The 17003-nt window shown below is 63.1% G+C and carries 17 protein-coding genes and 2 pseudogenes; 10 read left to right on the forward strand and 9 right to left on the reverse strand.

The window, feature by feature from the left end:
* From FBR05_04240 to FBR05_04255, 4 genes and pseudogenes are all read left to right on the forward strand, one after another.
* Positions 1–243: hypothetical protein (locus FBR05_04240; GenBank protein MDL1871396.1), on the forward strand; the 243-nt coding region annotated here is incomplete at its 5' end.
* A gap of 181 nt (positions 244–424) precedes the next feature.
* Positions 425–1102: pseudogene (locus FBR05_04245) on the forward strand (hypothetical protein).
* A gap of 24 nt (positions 1103–1126) precedes the next feature.
* Positions 1127–1258, forward strand: a pseudogene (locus tag FBR05_04250) (cytochrome c).
* Complete coding sequence (locus FBR05_04255) at positions 1259–1579, forward strand: hypothetical protein (GenBank protein MDL1871397.1); 321 nt, start codon at positions 1259–1261, stop codon at positions 1577–1579.
* Here the strand turns inward: FBR05_04255 and FBR05_04260 are convergent.
* Positions 1576–2694: a CBS domain-containing protein gene (locus tag FBR05_04260; GenBank protein MDL1871398.1), complete on the reverse strand. Its 1119-nt coding sequence runs from the start codon at positions 2692–2694 to the stop codon at positions 1576–1578. The two genes, FBR05_04255 and FBR05_04260, sit on opposite strands and share 4 nt — an antisense overlap.
* 96 nt (positions 2695–2790) lie before the next feature.
* Between FBR05_04260 and pdhA the strand changes: the two genes are divergently transcribed.
* The 6 genes from pdhA (at position 2791) to FBR05_04290 (ending at position 9018) form a co-directional block, all read left to right on the forward strand.
* Positions 2791–3894: a pyruvate dehydrogenase (acetyl-transferring) E1 component subunit alpha gene (gene pdhA, locus FBR05_04265; GenBank protein ID MDL1871399.1), complete on the forward strand. Its 1104-nt coding sequence runs from the start codon at positions 2791–2793 to the stop codon at positions 3892–3894.
* Entirely contained in the window at positions 3887–4861 is a 975-nt protein-coding gene (locus tag FBR05_04270; protein ID MDL1871400.1) for an alpha-ketoacid dehydrogenase subunit beta, read from the forward strand. Before pdhA ends, FBR05_04270 begins: the two co-directional genes overlap by 8 nt.
* A gap of 73 nt (positions 4862–4934) precedes the next feature.
* A complete protein-coding gene (locus tag FBR05_04275) occupies positions 4935–6320 on the forward strand; it encodes a 2-oxo acid dehydrogenase subunit E2 (protein MDL1871401.1) in 1386 nt (461 codons plus the stop codon).
* A 95-nt stretch (positions 6321–6415) separates the two neighbouring features.
* On the forward strand, positions 6416–7843 hold the full coding sequence (gene lpdA, locus FBR05_04280; GenBank protein ID MDL1871402.1) for a dihydrolipoyl dehydrogenase: 1428 nt from the start codon (positions 6416–6418) through the stop codon (positions 7841–7843).
* 231 nt (positions 7844–8074) lie between these two features.
* Positions 8075–8545 (forward strand): hypothetical protein, encoded by a 471-nt coding sequence (locus FBR05_04285; protein MDL1871403.1) that lies wholly within the window; start codon positions 8075–8077, stop codon positions 8543–8545.
* A complete protein-coding gene (locus FBR05_04290) occupies positions 8542–9018 on the forward strand; it encodes a hypothetical protein (protein ID MDL1871404.1) in 477 nt (158 codons plus the stop codon). The genes FBR05_04285 and FBR05_04290 overlap by 4 nt, the downstream gene beginning before the upstream one ends.
* Positions 9019–9088: 70 nt before the next feature.
* On the opposite strand, the gene FBR05_04295 is transcribed toward FBR05_04290, so the two are convergent.
* The 8 genes from FBR05_04295 to rseP form a co-directional block, all read right to left on the reverse strand.
* Positions 9089–10612: a 2-isopropylmalate synthase gene (locus tag FBR05_04295; GenBank protein MDL1871405.1), complete on the reverse strand. Its 1524-nt coding sequence runs from the start codon at positions 10610–10612 to the stop codon at positions 9089–9091.
* A 259-nt stretch (positions 10613–10871) separates the two neighbouring features.
* Positions 10872–11780, reverse strand: a complete 909-nt coding sequence (pssA, locus tag FBR05_04300; GenBank protein ID MDL1871406.1) for a CDP-diacylglycerol--serine O-phosphatidyltransferase — start codon at positions 11778–11780, stop codon at positions 10872–10874.
* A complete protein-coding gene (locus FBR05_04305) occupies positions 11696–12337 on the reverse strand; it encodes a phosphatidylserine decarboxylase family protein (GenBank protein ID MDL1871407.1) in 642 nt (213 codons plus the stop codon). Before FBR05_04305 ends, pssA begins: the two co-directional genes overlap by 85 nt.
* A gap of 46 nt (positions 12338–12383) precedes the next feature.
* Entirely contained in the window at positions 12384–12914 is a 531-nt protein-coding gene (ilvN, locus tag FBR05_04310) for an acetolactate synthase small subunit (protein ID MDL1871408.1), read from the reverse strand.
* Between the two features lie 2 nt (positions 12915–12916).
* Positions 12917–14617, reverse strand: coding sequence for a biosynthetic-type acetolactate synthase large subunit (gene ilvB / locus FBR05_04315; protein ID MDL1871409.1), 1701 nt, complete (start codon positions 14615–14617; stop codon positions 12917–12919).
* A 107-nt stretch (positions 14618–14724) separates the two neighbouring features.
* Entirely contained in the window at positions 14725–14943 is a 219-nt protein-coding gene (locus FBR05_04320; GenBank protein ID MDL1871410.1) for a DUF465 domain-containing protein, read from the reverse strand.
* A gap of 3 nt (positions 14944–14946) precedes the next feature.
* Positions 14947–15639 (reverse strand): tRNA (adenosine(37)-N6)-threonylcarbamoyltransferase complex dimerization subunit type 1 TsaB, encoded by a 693-nt coding sequence (gene tsaB / locus FBR05_04325; protein MDL1871411.1) that lies wholly within the window; start codon positions 15637–15639, stop codon positions 14947–14949.
* On the reverse strand, positions 15639–17000 hold the full coding sequence (rseP, locus tag FBR05_04330; GenBank protein ID MDL1871412.1) for an RIP metalloprotease RseP: 1362 nt from the start codon (positions 16998–17000) through the stop codon (positions 15639–15641). Before rseP ends, tsaB begins: the two co-directional genes overlap by 1 nt.
* Positions 17001–17003: the final 3 nt, after the last annotated feature.

Here is a 17003-nt window from a genome sequence, read left to right on the forward strand (position 1 = left end):
AACTGTCCCGCCGTGGCCAATGCCGACCAGGCCGACCGCGACGAAGACGGCCGCGGCGACGCCTGCGAGAGCGGGACCAACCCCGGCGGCAGTATTCCTCCCGGCGCCTCCTTCGGCGGCGGCGGAGGCCTCTGCAGCCTCTCCCTGCTTGCCTCGCCGGCCGGCGCGCCCTGGTTCTACCTGGGCGGCTTCGCGACCCTGCTCGCGACCCACCGCCTGCTGAGGGGCCGCCGGAAGAAATAACCGGCCCGGAAAACTCTCTTTAAAAATCCGCCCCGAAGCTAAGCCTTCGGGGCGGATTTTTTTTGCCTTTTGCGAAGCCCACAACTATCCCCGGAATCGCCCGATAATTTTTCCAGCGAATCCCAAAGGATTCCCCGGCCTTATGCCGCAATGCGGCAAGGCCCCATAGGAGAGCTTTCCGATGCGGATCAAATCCCTTGCCTGTAGCCTATTTACCTTCGGCCTTGTCCTGGCCGCCTCCGGCGCCCGCGCCGAGGTCGACAACCGCTACTGCGTGGTCAAGTCGGCCAGCGACGATGCGGGCGATTTCAACAGCCTGCGCCGCAAGGTGGTGGAGGGCTTCAACCGCAGCGAAAACCGCATGTGCACCGAGAAGATCCGCTTCGACCGCGACCAGAACGGCGGTTCCTACATCGTCACCCTCGGCGCCACGATGGAGATCGACAACGAGAACGATCTCAACAAAGACGAGGACGGATTCAACTTCGTGATCGACGGCTCCGACGCCCTCAACGTCGAGATCCATGCCGAAAACCTCCCCGAATCGGACTGCGCCTTTCAGATCAACGCCCACAAGGTCAAGCTCTCGGGGATGAAGGTTTATGTCAAGAAATTGAAAAAAGCGGTCTGCACCGCCACGGGAGAAATGCTGGTCGACGACAGCGGCCTCACCATCATTGCCGAGGACGATCCCGACAAGGATCGCGTGGCCAACGAGGACGACAACTGCCCGGATCGGCTGAACCCCGAGCAAATCGACGGCGACAACGACAACGTCGGCGACGCCTGCGACAACTGCCCGCTGATCGCCAACGAGAACCAATCCGATTCCGACGGCAACGGCGTGGGTGACGCCTGCCAGCACGTGCCGACGCCGCTGCCGACGCCCTCCCCGACGCCTCCGCCCGCGTCGCCGACGCCGCCTCCGGCCAGCCCGACGCCGCCGCCGACCACAACTCCGGCCCCGACCGCGACGCCCGCGCCCACCGGAACGCCGGCCCCGACGGAAACCCCCATCGAGACCCCCGTGGTCAGCGCTCCGCCTTCCGACCCCAATGATTCCGACGGCGACACCGTCCCGAACGCCTCCGACAACTGTCCGACTATCGGCAACGGCGACCAGGCCGACGACGACGGCGACGGCATCGGCAACGCCTGCGATCCCAGCTCGAACGGCAGCAATCCGGGAGACAACTCCGGACCGATCGTCGACCTCGACGGCACCTCTACCGGCTGCGCCCTGCACGGCATGGGCGACATCGGCGGGGTCTTGAGCTCGCTGCTCTTCCTGGTGCCCAGCCTGGCCGGACTGGCCGCACGGCGCCGCAAGGGCTAGCCGGCCTTCGCGCGCACCCAGCTCAGCAAGTCGTTCGCGGAGATCACGCCGATCAGGCGCTCGTCCTCAACCACGAAAAGTTGGGCCCAAGACCCGCCCTTCATGGCCTCCAAAGCCTCCCAGGCGCTCTGTCCCGGTCCGATGCTGATTTTTTGAAAATCTCTATCCGTGAACTGCCCCACCCGGCCGTGAAGCCAATGTTCCCGGCTGAGACCCTCTAATTTGCCCAAGGGCAAGAAACCCACCAGGCGTCCCGCGGCCACCACGGGAAGCTGCGGGTAGACCTCGCGCCCGGCCAGCTCGCGCTGGAGCTGCTCCAGAGTGACATCGGGGTCCACCTGGACGAACTGGCGCTGCATGAGGTCGGCGACCTTGGCCGTCTCGAGCCTTTTCTTCAAGACGACCTGCTGCTCGCTCATGCTGGAGGCCTGCTTCAGGAAAAACCCGATCAGGATGTACCACAGTCCGCCGAAGGAATTGCCGGCCGCGAGGCTGAAGGCCCCGTAACCGATCAAGAGCCAACCGAAACCCCAGCCGATCTTCGCCGCGACGCGGGTCGCCCAGTCGAAGTCCTTCTTGATCGCCCAGAGAATGGAGCGAAACATCCGGCCTCCGTCGAGCGGAAAGGCCGGCACCAGGTTGAACAGGGCCAGGATCAAATTCATGAAGCCGAGATAATAGAAGATCAGCTCCAGCGCCCGGTTGACCTCGTGAATCTCCGTCAGGTGCCGCAGGTAGAAGAACAACAGGGCCAAGATCCCGCTGGCCACCGGCCCCACCGCCGACATCAGGAACTCGACGCGGGGCGACTCGGCCTCCTCCCGCATCTCGGCCACGCCGCCGAAGATGAAGAGCGTAATGCCGTCGATCGGCAGGCGGTAGTGCCGACCCACCAGGGAATGCGCCAGCTCGTGGAAGAGGATGGACAAAAAGAGCCCGATCGCCGCCACGAAGGCCATGGCCCAGTAGGCGCTCACCGGCATGCCCGGGTGATTGGCGGGAAAGTATCCGCCCGCCAAGCTGTAGGTGACCATGAAGAGGATCAGCAGCCAGCTCAAGTCGACGCGGATGGGGAATCCGAAGAGGCGGAAGATTTCGAGGCGTTTTCCGAACATGGTTCATCCTATTACGCGGCGAGTCATTTTTCCTAGGGAAATCAGCAACTTGCCATATCGGTTTTGAAATCGTACAATGGAGCCCTGGGGTGAATCATGGCGTCGGGAAACCTGGAAAAAACCGCGATCCCTCCCCTTGCGATCCTCGATCTCGAGGGCCGCGCCGACGCGCAACTCGAACCCAAGCTCAGCTCCGCCCAACTCAAGCAAATGTTCGAAGACATGGTGCGGGTCCGCGAGTTCGACACGCGCGCCATCGGCCTGCAACGCCAGGGTCGCATGGGAACCTATGCGCCGTCCACAGGACAGGAGGCGGTGCAGATCGGTTCGGCCGCCGCCCTGACGGCCGGCGATTGGGTCGCGCCCTCCTTCCGCGAGCAAGGCGTCCTGCTCAGCCGCGGCGTGAAGCCCACGACGATGTTCCTCTTCTTCATGGGCACCGAGGAAGGCAACCGGCTGCCGCGGAAATTGCGCAGCCTGCCCTACTGCGTGCCCTGCGCAAGCCAAGTCCTGCACGCGGTCGGCATCGCGATGGCCGCAAAATTCAAAAAGGACCCGGTCGCGGTGACCGCCTATTTCGGCGACGGCGCGACCAGCGAGGGCGATTTCCACGAAGGCCTGAATTTCGCCGGCGTCTACCAAACCCCCAACGTCTTTATCTGCCAGAATAACCAATGGGCGATCTCGACGCCGCGCACGATCCAGACGCGCAGCGAGACGCTGGCCGAGAAGGCGCTGGCCTACGGCTTTTCCGGGCGGCAGGTCGACGGCAACGACGTCCTCGCGGTGTACCGCGCGACCTCGGAGGCGGCGAAGCGCGCCCGGGAAGGCGGCGGGCCCACTTTGATCGAGTGCCTCACCTACCGGCTGGGGGTGCACACCACCTCCGACGACCCCAGCCGCTATCGGGACGAGGCGGAGGTCCAGGCCTGGCGGGCCAAGGATCCCCTCGACCGCTTCGAGAAATACCTGCTGCACAAGGGGGTTTTGGTCGCGGGCGATCGCGAGCGGCTCGCCGCCGAGATCGGCGAGCGGCTCAAGGCCGCGGCGGAGGAGGCCGAAGAGATCTGCCGCAATTTAAGCCCCGACGAGATGTTCACCTACATGTACGCGGACATCCCGGAATTTCTGAAACTCCAACGCGAGGACGTCCTCGCCCAGACGGTGTCGCTGGAGCCGGGCGGGAGGGCGCATGGATAAGCTCACCCTCGTCCAGGCCGTCAACCGGGCCCTGCTGATCGCGATGCAGGAGGACCCCGACGTCGTCCTGCTGGGCCAGGACATCGGCAAGGCAGGCGGGGTGTTCCGCGCCACCGAGGGCCTGCAGGAGCGCTTCGGCAAGGAGCGCGTCCTCGACACGCCGCTCGCGGAGGCCGCCATCGTGGGCTGCGCCGTCGGCATGGCGCTCTACGGAATCAAGCCGGTGGCGGAGCTGCAGTTCTCGGGCTTCGCCTACCAGGCCTTCCACCAGATCGAGCAGCACGTCTCGCGCTACCGCAACCGCACGCGCGGGGAATACCCCCTGCCGATGGTGATCCGCATGCCCTACGGCGGCGGGATCCGCGCCTTCGAGCACCACTCCGAGAGCCGCGAGGCCTATTACGCGCACACGCCGGGGCTCAAGGTCGTCATTCCTTCAACGCCGCGCGACGCGCTGGGCCTGCTGCGCGCGGCGATCCGCGATCCCGACCCGGTCATCTTCATGGAGCCGAAAAGGATCTACCGCAGCCTCAAGGAGGAAATCCCCGCCGACGCGCCGCTTGTCCCCATCGGCCGAGCCAAGCTGGTGAAGAGCGGCGAGGATCTCACCTTGATCTCCTACGGGGCCATGATGCCGGTGGCCCTCGAGGCGGCGGAGCAGCTGGGCGGCGACCATTCGATCGAGATCATCGACCTGCGCACGCTCAAGCCCCTCGACGAGGCAACCCTGGTCGCCTCGGTGCAGAAGACCGGGCGGGCGGTGGTGGTCCACGAGGCGCCGCGCGGCCTGGGCATGGGGGCGGAGATCTCCGCGCTGCTCATGGAGCGGGCCTTCCTCTCGCTGAAGGCCCCGGTGGCCCGAGTGACGGGCTACGACGTGCAGATGCCCTACTACCAGCTGGAGAACTACTACATGCCGAGCGTCGCCCGCGTGGTCCAGGCCCTGCGCGACACCCTCTCCTATTGATTTTGTTTGTATCGCGGCGGGACTTGCGAGATCCTTATCCCGTCGTATTTCTGTATCGCGAACGAGGTGTCCGATGCCGAAGGATTTTGTCTTTCCGGATCTTGGAGAAGGCGTCGCCGAGGGCGAGCTGGTCAAATGGCTCGTCAAGGAGGGCGACTCCGTGAAGGAAGACCAGGACGTCGCCGAGGTCGAGACCGACAAGGCCCTGGTCTCCATCCCCTCCCCCCACGCGGGGGTCGTTGAGAAGCTACATTTCAAGGAGGGGGACAAGATCCCGGTGGGCGCGGTGCTGATGAGTTTCCGGGACGGGCCCGCGGCCGCCGCGCCCGAGGCCAAAAAAGGCCCGGAGCCCAAGCCTGAACCAAAACCCGAGGGGATTCCAGACAAGGCGATCGTCAAGTCCTCGCCGCCTCCCGCGGGGGAGGCAAAGTCCGCCGCCTCAGGCCCGGCCGCCTCGAAATCGGCGCCCACCGCACCCGAAACCAGGCCCGCCGAGGACGCTTCTACTCCCGCGTCGCCCAAGCTGCCCGTCCTCGCCACCCCCTTCACGCGAAAACTGGCCCGCGAGCTGGGCGTCGACATCGAGCAAGTCCGCGGCAGCGGCGAGAACGGCCGGGTGACCGAAGAGGACGTGCGGCGCGCCGCCGCGCCGGGCGCGCCCGCCGCCAAGCCGAGCCCCCTCCCCGCCGCCAAAGCGGCCCCCGCGCCGGCACCATCGGCCGCTCCGGAGACGGCCGCGGCAGATTTCGAAAAATACGGCCCCGTCCAGCGCATCCCGATCAAAGGGATCCGCCGAAAGATCAGCGAGCACATGCTGACCGCAGCCCATCAAACCGTCATGGTTACCCACATCGACGAGGCCGAGGTCGACGCCTTGATGCAACTGCGCCAAGAGAAGAAAAAATACGCCGAGGAGCGCGGCGTCAAGCTGACGCTGCTCCCTTTCCTGATGAAGGCCTGCGTGATAGCGCTGAAAAACTACCCCTACCTCAACGCCAGTCTGAGCGGCGACGAGATCGTCTTGAAGGATTACTTTCACTTCGGCTTCGCGGTCGATACCGACGCGGGCCTGATGGTGCCGGTGATCCGCGACGTCGACCAGAAGAGCATCATGCGCCTGGCCACCGAGCTTGTCGACTTGAGCGAGCAGGCCCGCAAGCGCAGCATCCCGCTGGAGGCCCTGAAGGGACACAGCTTCTCGATCACGAATATCGGCAGCATCGGCGGCCGGGCCTTCACGCCCATCCTGCACTATCCGGATTCGGCCATTCTGGGCCTGGGAAGGACTTACCAAAAGCCGGTGGTGCGGGGCGGGGAAATCAAGGTCTCCAGCGTCCTGCCGCTCTGCCTGACCTTCGACCACCGAGTCACCGACGGGGCGACGGCGGCGCGGTTCACCAACGAGGTGATCAAGTATTTGAGCGATCCGGATTTGTTGCTTCTGGATGATGGGGATTGAGGGGGAGCGCCGAATCCGTAGGGGCCGTTCGCGCTTGTCCTCCGGAGGAGGGAACGGCCCCTACAGCAGGGACTTTGCGCAAAGGATTTTTTTCTATGGTTGTCGGTGACTTAACCGAATCCACCGAAGTCGCCGTCCTCGGCGGCGGACCGGGCGGCTATGTCGCCGCGATCCGTCTCGCCCAGCTGGGCAAGGAAGTGACCCTCATCAATGACGACGTCCTGCCCGGCGGCGTCTGCCTGCTGCGCGGCTGCATCCCCTCCAAGGCGCTCATCGAGGCCGGAAACCTCCTGCACCGCATCCCGGCCGCGGCCGCCATGGGCGTCCTGGCCGACAACCCGCGCGTCGATTGGCCTGTGCTGCAAAAGTGGAAGGATTCCGTCGTCCAGAGGCTCGGCCGCGGCGTCGAGCAACTGCTCAAACAGCACAAGGTCAAGACCCTGGCGGGCCGTGGCGTCTTCGTGGGCTCCCACAGTCTCGAGATCCGAACCGAGTCCGGACCGCGGCATCTCGCCTTCGAGCAGGCCGTCGTCGCCACCGGGAGCCGGCCGCGCCCGCTGCCCGACCTACCCTTCGACGGCGAAAAAATCATCTCCTCGGATCAGGCCCTCGCGCTCCCGGAAATCCCCCCTTCCCTCCTGGTCGTTGGCGGAGGTTACATCGGCCTGGAGCTGGGCGAGGTCTACGCCAAACTGGGAAGCCGGGTGACGGTCCTCGAGGCCCTGCCGGAATTGCTCTCCGGTACCGACCCCGCCTTGGTCCGGCCCGTGAAGAAGAAATTGGAGTCTCTGGGCGTGCAAATCCTGCTTAAGACGCAGGCAAAAAAAATCAATCCGAGCGACCGCGAGGTGGAGGTGGAATGGGCCTCGGAAGACGGGGCCGCTGGCCGGATCGCCGCGAGTCGCGTCCTCGTCGCGATCGGCCGCCTGCCGAACAGCGAGGGATTGGGCCTGGAGGCGCTCGGCATCGCACGGGATGCCAAGGGCTTCGTCAAGGCGGACGCGCAGCAGCGGACTTCCCTCGGGCACATTTACGCCATCGGCGACGTCGCCGGAGGCATTCAGCTGGCGCACAAGGCCAGCCGCGAGGGCATCGTCGCGGCCCACAACATCGCCGGCGAGGCCGACGCCTTCGACAACCAGGTGCCGGCGGTGATCTTCACCGATCCCGAGATCGCCTACGTCGGCCTGAGCGAGGCACAGGCCAAGGAACGCGGCATCGAGACCGCGACGGGGATGTTCGGCTTCCCCGCCAACGGCCGCGCCCTGACGCTGGACGACGCGGAGGGCTTCGTCAAGGTCGTGGCCGAAAAATCCTCGAACCGCATCCTGGGCGTCCAAATGGTCGGCCCCCACGTCTCCGAGTTGATCTCGGAGGCAACCCTGGGGCTGGAGATGGGCGCCTTCGTCGCGGATTTGGACCTCACCATCCACCCCCACCCCACCCTGAGCGAGGCCTTGCACGAGGCCGCGGAGGGGGTGCTGGGGATGGCGATTCACCGGTACCAGAAAAAGCCCCGCTGACCCGGCACACTCAGACCCCCGCGCCGCAATGATAGGCCTTTGTCGACGTCCACCCTGATGCGCCCTTGACCCCCCCGCAAAAGAGAGAATTCTCAATCATGGTCATCGTTATTTTTTTCAAGTATTTGAATTTCAATAATAATATCAATATCATAAACAAGTAAAATATTTGTATATACAAATTACATACTGCTTATTTACAAAAATAGTAGCAAAGACTATGCTCCACTCATGAAAACCAATCCCTTCCGGGACATGTTCCAGGAAATTTGCGGGAAGCTTGACGCCTTCATCGCCGACTACAACTCCCGTCTTTTGGAAGAAGGCGGACTTAGAATATCCCGGCAGGAGATTAAGGTCGTGGGGCAAGCGGCTTTGCTGCTGGCGGACTTGCCCTTTGCCGTCTCCGGCACCATGGACTTCGATATCTGGAATCCACTGCCCTACCTCGTACAGAAGAAATTGGACGCCTTGTTGTTCGAAAATAAAATGTACCTGGATCCGGACGGACCGAAGGCCTGGATGCCTCCCGATACGAAATTCCAACTCCTGTTCGACTTCCCGAAGCTGCAAGTATGGGTTGCGGATCCGGAATCGGTGATCGCCTCGAAAGCGAAATTCAATCGCGCCAAAGACCGGCCCCTCATCGAAACCTACCTCCGATTTTATCCGCAATCGAAAGGAAGGGTCGTCGGAAGATGAACGCGAATACGGAAAAGGTCGTGCAAAGGCTCGCCTACGAAGGATTATTGACCTCCAACACGGTGCTGCCCCGGAAACGACGCATCACCGTCCAAGAGGCCTTGGCCGCGGCTGAAGAAGAGCCGAGAATTTTGGAAGTCCTGCCCGCGGTGCTGCTCTACAAACCCTCGATCTTGGCCGGCCTTGAGAAAGACTTGAAAAAGGACCGGAAATTGGCTCGGCTAGTCGAGAATTTACGTCTCGGGACGAATCCGGAAATGGATTTCTTCGGCATCCCCGCGCGGGACTATCTCAAGGCCGCGGAGCATTTTCGGCGCTGCCTTTCCGAAAAAAAAGCCGCCCAGAAGTCCATGGTCTTGAACCTGAGAGTCTCTCCCGAGGAGCTTAAAAAAATAAAACGCCTCAGCGAAGCCATGGGCGGCATCGGGCTTTCGGAGACCATCCGGACTCTCATCCACGAAAAAGCCTTGTGACACGCATTTTCCGCCCGTGGGGAGCAAACCTTGCGTTCACCCCCACGTACGTCGGCAATCGCTCCGATGGTCATATCCCCTCCCGCTTCGCCTTGAAGTGCTCGAAGCGGTTCAAGGCGTTGAGGTAGGCCTTGAGCGAGGCCTTGACGATGTCGGTGTCGGTGCCGAGCCCTCGCACCTCGCGGCCGTCGTCCTTCAAGACCACGCTCACCTCGCCCTGCGCGTCCGCGCCCCCGGTGATCGCATTGATGTTGAAGCCGGAGAGCTCGCCGGCGAAGCCGGTCACCTTGCGCAAGACCTTGAAGCTGGCGTCCACCGGGCCCACGCCCTTCTCGGAGTCGGTCTTTTCGACGCCGTCGACCGCCACCGTCACCTCGGCCCGCGGCGAGCCGTCGGATTCGCTGGTCACGCTGTAGCGCTTCAATACGTAGCGCTCCTGCCCCCCGTGCTTCTGCTCGAAGAGGATCACCTCGAGGTCGTCGTCGAAGATCTCTTTCTTCTTGTCCGCCAAGGCCTTGAAGGCCTCGAAGGCCTTTTCGAAGTCGGCCTCCTCGAGTTCGTAGCCCAATTCCTGGAGGCGTTTGCGGAAGGCGTGGCGCCCGGAGTGCTTGCCCAGGACCAACTTCGACTGCGTCCAGCCCACCGACTCGGGCGTCATGATCTCGTAGGTGAGCTGGTTCTTGAGGAAGCCGTCCTGGTGGATCCCCGACTCGTGGGCGAAGGCGTTCTCGCCGACCACCGCCTTGTTGGGTTGGACCTGCACCCCGGTGATCAAGCTGAGGAGCTTGCTGGTGTGGTAGATCTGCTCGGTGCGAATCGCGGTGTCGCACTGAAAGAGCTCTTTGCGCACCTTGAGGGTCATGACGATCTCTTCCATTGCCGCGTTGCCCGCCCGCTCGCCGATGCCGTTGACGGTGCACTCCACCTGCCTCGCGCCCGCCCGGATCGCGGCCAGGCTGTTGGCGACCGCGAGGCCCAAGTCGTTGTGGCAATGCACGCTGATCACGGCCTGCCCGATGTTGAGGACCTTTTGTCTCAAGTGGGTGATGAGGTTGTAGAACTCCTCCGGATAGGTATAACCCACTGTGTCGGGGATGTTGACCGTCTTGGCCCCCGCCTCGATGACCGCCTGCACGACCTCCGACAAGTAGCCCCAGTCGCTGCGGGTGGCGTCCTCGGCGCTGAACTCGACGTCGGGTGTGTATTGCAAGGCGTGCTTCACCGCCGCGACGGCGTCCTGCAAGACCTGCTCGCGGCTCTTTCCCAACTTGTACTTGAGATGGAGGTCGCTCGTCGCGATGAAGGTGTGGATGCGCGGCTTCCGGGCCTCGCGGATCGCGCCCCAGCAGGCGTCGATGTCCTTGGGCGTCGCGCGGCTGAGCCCCGCGATCGCCGGCCCCTCGATCTCGCGGGCGATGGCCTCCACCGCCGCAAAGTCGCCCTTGGAGGCGATGGGAAAGCCCGCCTCGATGATGTCCACGCCCAGCTTGGCGAGCTGCCGGGCCATGCGGAGCTTTTCGTCCAAGTCCATGCTGCAGCCGGGCGATTGCTCGCCGTCGCGGAGCGTCGTGTCGAATACCTTGACCATTTCCATAAAAAAACCTCGATCGTTCGTCAAAAGACGGTTGTTGTCAGTATGCCGTCAAGACTCCCGGGGAGTCCAGTTTTCGCTGCCATCTGCTATTCGGCGCGAAATCCGTATCCGGCTCCCCGAACGGGTCCTGTCCGGGCTGCACCCCCACCGTGCTCGCAAGCCGCGCGCGGCGGGGGCGCCCGCACGCCCACCCGTTCGGGGAGCCGAAGCGGATTTCGAACTATTATTAATAGGCAAAAGAACCGCTCACGGTTTTGGCCTACTCTTTTTGGTTGGTGATGAGCCGCAGTTCCTGCGGCCCGGGGGGTGCTTCGTTGGCCTCGCCGGCCAGCAGCGGGCCCTCGCCGCGCGCCTTCTTGGACAGCTGAAAGACCTCTTCGACGAGGCCGGAGGCTACGTAGGCCAAGGCGGCGAAGAAGATCATCTCGTTGGGCGCGCTGGCGATCACGAAAAGGACGACCGCAAGCAGGACCAGCATGAAGAAGGACTCTTTGCGCTTGAAGTTGAGCTTTTTGAAATTGCGGTACGGCACCGTGCTGACCATCAAGAGGGCCAGGCCGATGGTGAGGCAGAGCAGCAAAACGCTGGAGACGTCGACGTCGCCCTTCCAGCGGTGGTGGAAGATCACGTAGGAGGCGACGACATAGGCCGCCGTCGGGATGGGCAGGCCCTGAAAGTGCTTCTTCTCGACGTCCGAGACCTGAACGTTGAAGCGCGCCAAGCGCATCGCGCCGCAGGCGAAGAACAGGAAGGCCGCGGCCCAGCCGATCTGATTGAAGTGGCTGAGCGTCCAGGTGTAGGCGAGGATCGCAGGCGCCAGGCCAAAGCTGGCCAAGTCGCAGAGCGAGTCGTACTCGATGCCGAAATCGCTGTGGGTGCGCGTGAGGCGCGCGATGCGCCCGTCGAGGCCGTCGAAGACCCCGGCCAACAAGATCATCCAGGCCGCGGTCAGGTGGTCGCCCTGGATGGACTTCACGATGGAGACGAAGCCGCAGAAGAGCGAGGCGGTCGTAATCATGTTGGGGAGGATGTAGATCCCCTTGCGGATGCCGACTCGTTTGACGCGGATTTGGTTCATTTCGTCTATCTCATTTCGGCCAGGGAGCTTTCCCCGGCGAACACCTTCTGCCCCGGCTTTACCAAGACCTTCCACTCCGGAGGCAGACATACCTCCATGCGGGAGCCGAAGCGGATCATGCCGTAGCGCTCGCCGCGGGAAACCGGCGTATTTTCCCGCAAATAGCAGACAATGCGCCTGGCGACAAGCCCCGCAATCTGGACGAAGGCCACTTTTCGGCCCTGGGGGGTCCTGAGGACGATGGCGTTTCGCTCATTTTCCAGGCTGGCCTTGTCCAGGCTGGCCACGAAGAATTTGCCCGGAAAGTAATGAATTTCCTCGACTTCTCCGTCGCAAGGGATGCGGTTGACGTGGACGTTGAAGGGACTCATGAAGATGCTGACCTTCTGGTGAGGCTCCTTCATATAGGCCCCGCTCGGGAGGCTCTCGATTTTCAAGACGGTGCCGTCCGCGGGGCTGACCAAGAGGTCGGTATCCGCCGGCGGGGTCCGAGCCGGGTCGCGAAAGAAATTGAGGCAAAACAGGAAGGCCAGGCCGAAGGCGATCGCGAGGGGCCAGAACAGCCAAGCGCCGATCAGGGTCAGGGCCAAAGAGATCAGCAAAAAGGGATAGCCCTCGCGGGCGATGGGCAAGGGTCCGCTCTTCATGATGGGCGACAAGGCGGCGTGGCTTACGGAGGATTCGGTGGACATATCAGCTGACCGCCTCGCCCGGGAAAGGCATAAGGACGTTCTTGCCCTTCTGCATGGCAATGTTGCCGGTACGCACGACCTCGAGGATCTCGAAAGGCTGAAGTTTTTTCAAGATGCCTTCCATCTCTTGGTGCTCGCCGACGAACTCGAGGATTTGGATCCTCGGGTCGGAGGCGTCGACGACCTTGCCGTGCGCCTCGTCCGCGAGCTTGGCCAAGTCGGCCTTGTTCTTGTCGCTGACCCGCAGTTTGACCAGCATCAGCTCGCGGCGCACGCAGGCCTCGCTGGAGACATCGATGACCTTGAGCACGTCGATCAGGCGGTTGAGCTGCTTGAGGATCTGCTCGATGATCAGGGCGTTGCCGTGGGTGATGATCGTCATGCGGCTGACCCGCGGGTCGGGGGTCGGCGCGACCGAGAGGGCGTCGATGTTGAAGCCGCGCCCCGCGAACATGCCGGAGACGCGCGCCAGCACGCCGAACTCGTTCTCGACCAGGACGGAAATGGTATGGGTGTTCTCGTGGTGGTTCATTTTTAAGCCAATACGATGTCGCTGACCGCGCCGCCCGCGGGCACCATCGGATACACGTTGTCCTCGAGCGTGGTGACGAAGTCGATCACCACGGGGCGGTCCCGCACCTTCAGCGCCTGCTCGATCACCGGCACGACCTCGTCCTTGACCGAGGCGCGCAGGCCCACGGCGCCGTAGGCCTCGGCCAGCTTGACGAAATCGGGCTGCACGTTGAGGTCGACCTCGGAGTAGCGGTTTTCGTAGAAGAGCTCCTGCCACTGCCGCACCATGCCGAGGAAGTGGTTGTTGAGGATCGCGATGATCACGGGCGTCTTCCACTCGACGGCGGTGGCCAGCTCTTGGATGTTCATCTGGACGCTGCCGTCGCCGGAGATGCAGATCACGGTCTTGTCGGGATAGGCCAGCTGCGCCCCGATCGCGGCGGGAAAGCCGAAGCCCATCGTGCCCAAGCCGCCGGAGGTGCACCAGCGATGCGGCTCTTTAAAATGGTAGAACTGCGCGGCCCACATCTGGTGCTGGCCGACGTCGGTGGTCACAATCGCCTCGCCCTTCGTCATTTGGTAGAGCATGTCGATGACGTATTGGGCCCGGATCTCTTTGGGCCCCTGCTGGTAACCCATCGGCGCCTTCTCGCGCCACTGCCGGATCTGCTCCCACCAGGGGCGGATCTGCTGGTGGTACTTCTGGATAAAGGCCGGGTCGGCCTCGGCCATCTTGAGCATCTCGCCCAGCACGTACTTGACGTCGCCGACGATGGGCACGTCGACCGCCACACTCTTGCCGACGTTGGCGGGGTCGATGTCGATGTGGATCTTCTTGCTGTGCTTGGAGAACTCGCTCAGCTTGCCGGTCACCCGGTCGTCGAAGCGGGCGCCCACCGAGAAGAGCACGTCGCACTCGTTGATCGACATGTTGGAATAATAGGTACCGTGCATCCCCAGCATCCCGAGGCTCAAGTCGTCGGTGCCGGGAAAGGCGCCTAAGCCCATCAGGGTCATGGCCACCGGGATTTTCGTGAGATAAGCGAATTTTTTCAGCTCGTCGGAGGCCCGGGAAAGCACCGCGCCGCCGCCGACGTAGAGGAGCGGCCGCTTGGCCTCTTTCAAGAGCTCCCAGCCCTTCTTGATTTGGCCGGAGTGCCCTTGGATGACGGTGCGCGGCGAGCGCACCTTGACCTGGTCGTAGGGAATATATTCGGCCTGATGAAGCTGCAGATCCTTCGGCAGATCGACCAGCACCGGGCCGGGCCGGCCGGTGCGGGCGATGTGGAAGGCCTCTTTCATGATGCGCTGGAGGTCGCGGACGTCCTTCACCAGGTAGTTGTGCTTGGTGCAGGGCCGGGTGATGCCGACGATGTCGGCCTCTTGGAAGGCGTCGTTGCCGATCATCGAAAGCGGGACTTGGCCGGAGATGACCACCATCGGGATGGAATCCATGAGCGCCGTCGCGAGGCCGGTCACGGTGTTGGTCGCGCCCGGACCGGAGGTGACCAAGGCCACCCCGGGCTTGCAAGTGACGCGGGCGTAGCCGTCGGCGGCGTGCACCGCCCCCTGCTCGTGGCGGACCAGGACGTGGCGGATCTCGGGATGCTTGTACAGCTCGTCGTAGACGTGGAGGATGGCCCCTCCGGGATAACCGAAGATGAGGTCGACCCCCTCGTCCTTGAGGGCCTGGATGAAGATTTGGGCGCCGGTGAGTTTCATGCTGTTTTTTGACCTTGTCGAAAAATCCTTTATGCCACGGCGGAGAAAGATGTCAAATCCGCAAACTCATTCAAGAAAAGCTCTCTCAAGCCCGCAGCCGGGAATCCTTAGCGCAGCTTCTCGAGGATGGCCTCGATCTTGGTTTTTCCCTTGAGTTTCTGAAGCTGAAGGCGCTTTTTTTCGAGCTTTTCTTCCGTATTGAGGTAAGGTTTTTTGGTTAATTTTTTTAATTTCTGTTCTAATTTCAGATGATTATCCCACAACTCTTTAAGCTCGGGATTATATTTTAAATGCCGCTGCAAGAGCGCCTCGTCGTGTTCGTCCATCCTTCACTCCTTTTGCTTGAGCCGGCGATTTTCGGCCTCGGAGACCCTGAGATAACGGACCTGCAATTGACTCCCCTCCACCGCCTTCCCTTCCCGGAATTGGCTTAAGGCCAAGCGCCCGACCTCCGCGGCGCTCACCCGCGCCGCCTCCCCGCCTTCCAATATGCGACCCAGGCCCGCGAAGCGCCCCGGATAAGCCGACAGGGCGTCCCCTAAAAACCATTTTTCGCCGGGGATCTCTCCCAAGTGTTGCAGAAAGGACTCGATCGGCCAAGCCCGATCCGCAAGGACCTTGACGGGGGCCTCAGGGACCCCGGCATAGGCACCCGCGTAGACCTCGCCGCAGCGGGCGTCCAGGCAGGCGATGACCGTCCGCCCCGCCGCCAGCTGCGGCCGGACCAAGGCCAACAGCGTGGAGACGCCGACGACCGGCTTTCCCAGGGCGCGGGCCAGACCCTTGACCGTGCTGATCCCGATGCGCAGGCCGGTGAAGGATCCCGGTCCGGCGCTGACCGCAAGCAGGTCGAGCTCGGCTAAGCGCCAGCCCAAGGCGTCGAGGGCGTTTTGGATGGAGGCGATCAGGGTCTCGCTGTGAGAAGGCGGCCGCGCCTCGAAATTTTCGCGCAGGCAGCGCTCTTCCTCGAGCAGGGCCACGCTTTGGCTTGCGCCCGAGGTGTCGAGGGCCAGGATCCGCATCAGAACCAGCCCTTCACCTTGTCGAAGATGTCCTTGAGCCCCCAGACGGCGTCGATGTCGTTGACGGTGACGACCACCATCAGGGTGAGCAGCATGAACATCCCGATCTGCTGAGCAATGAGACGCTTGCGCATCGAGAGCGCCTTGCCCGCGATCCCCTCGTAGACCATGAACAACAAATGGCCGCCGTCCAGGACGGGGATCGGCAAGAGGTTCAAAACCCCGAGTTGGATGCTGAGGAAGGCCAGGAGGTAGAGAAAATTCCCCAGCCCCTGCTGCGCGGCCTTGGCCGAGATCTGGGCGATGCGCACCGGACCGCCGAGTTCTTTATAAGAGGCCTTCAGCGTGACCAGGTCTTTGAGGACCTTGAAGGTCATGCCGAAGAGCATGAGGTTTTCCTTCACGCCCTTTTGGAAGGCCTCGCCCAGGCCATATTGCCGCTTCACGAAGTTGTCGGGGTTGGACGCCTTGGCCACGCCGATCACGTACTTGTTGAGGTTGGGGTTGAAGACCGGGCTGATCTTCAATTCGACCTTCTCGCCCGCGCGCTCGACGGTGAAGCGGCTCTCCTTGCCCTTGGATTGGTTGACCAGGTCGGCCATGGCGTTCCAATCGGCCACCGGCGTCCCGTTGATCGCGACGACCTTGTCGCCCGCCTTCATCCCCGCGGCGTGGGCGGGCGAGTCCGGCGTGAAGGCGCCGACCAGCGGGTCGACGTCGACGAAGAAGACCGGCTCGAGGCCCAAGTAGCCTCCCATGCCGCCCTCCAGGGCCTGCAGGGTCGCGGCCTTCTCCAAGGTCTGGTCGCCGCGCTTCAGCTGCAGCCTCACCTCGGTGCCCGCGGGCTTGCTGATCTCGCGCATCACCTGGTCCCAGCTGGCGGCCGGCTTGCCGTTGACGGCGAGGATCAGGTCGCCCTTCTCGACCCCGGCCTTGGCGGCGGAGGAATCGACCTGGACGCCCAGGACCTGCGGGGGCTGGGAGAGGTATTTCGGCTCTTGCCGGCCGATCATGAAGACGATCGGCATGAGGATGAAGGGCAAGAGGAGATTCATGCCCGGCCCGGCCAGGACGACCTTCATGCGGGTCCACAGCGACTTGCTGCTGAAGGCGCGGGGGTCGTCGAGCGGAACGATCTCGCCTTCTTCGAAGTCCTCCTGCCCGCTCATCTTGACGTAGCCGCCGAGCGGCAGGAGCGAGAGGCAGTACTCGGTCTCGCCGACCTTGAAGCCGATGTGGGGCCCGAAGCCTAGCGAGAAGCGCTCGACACGGATACCGCTGAACTTGGCGACCAGGAAATGGCCGAGCTCGTGGATGAAGATCAGGAGGCCGAGGCCGACTATGAAATACAGAATCGTCATAAA

The sequence above is a fragment of the Deltaproteobacteria bacterium PRO3 genome (assembly GCA_030263375.1).
Lineage (GTDB): Bacteria > UBA10199 > UBA10199 > DSSB01 > DSSB01 > DSSB01.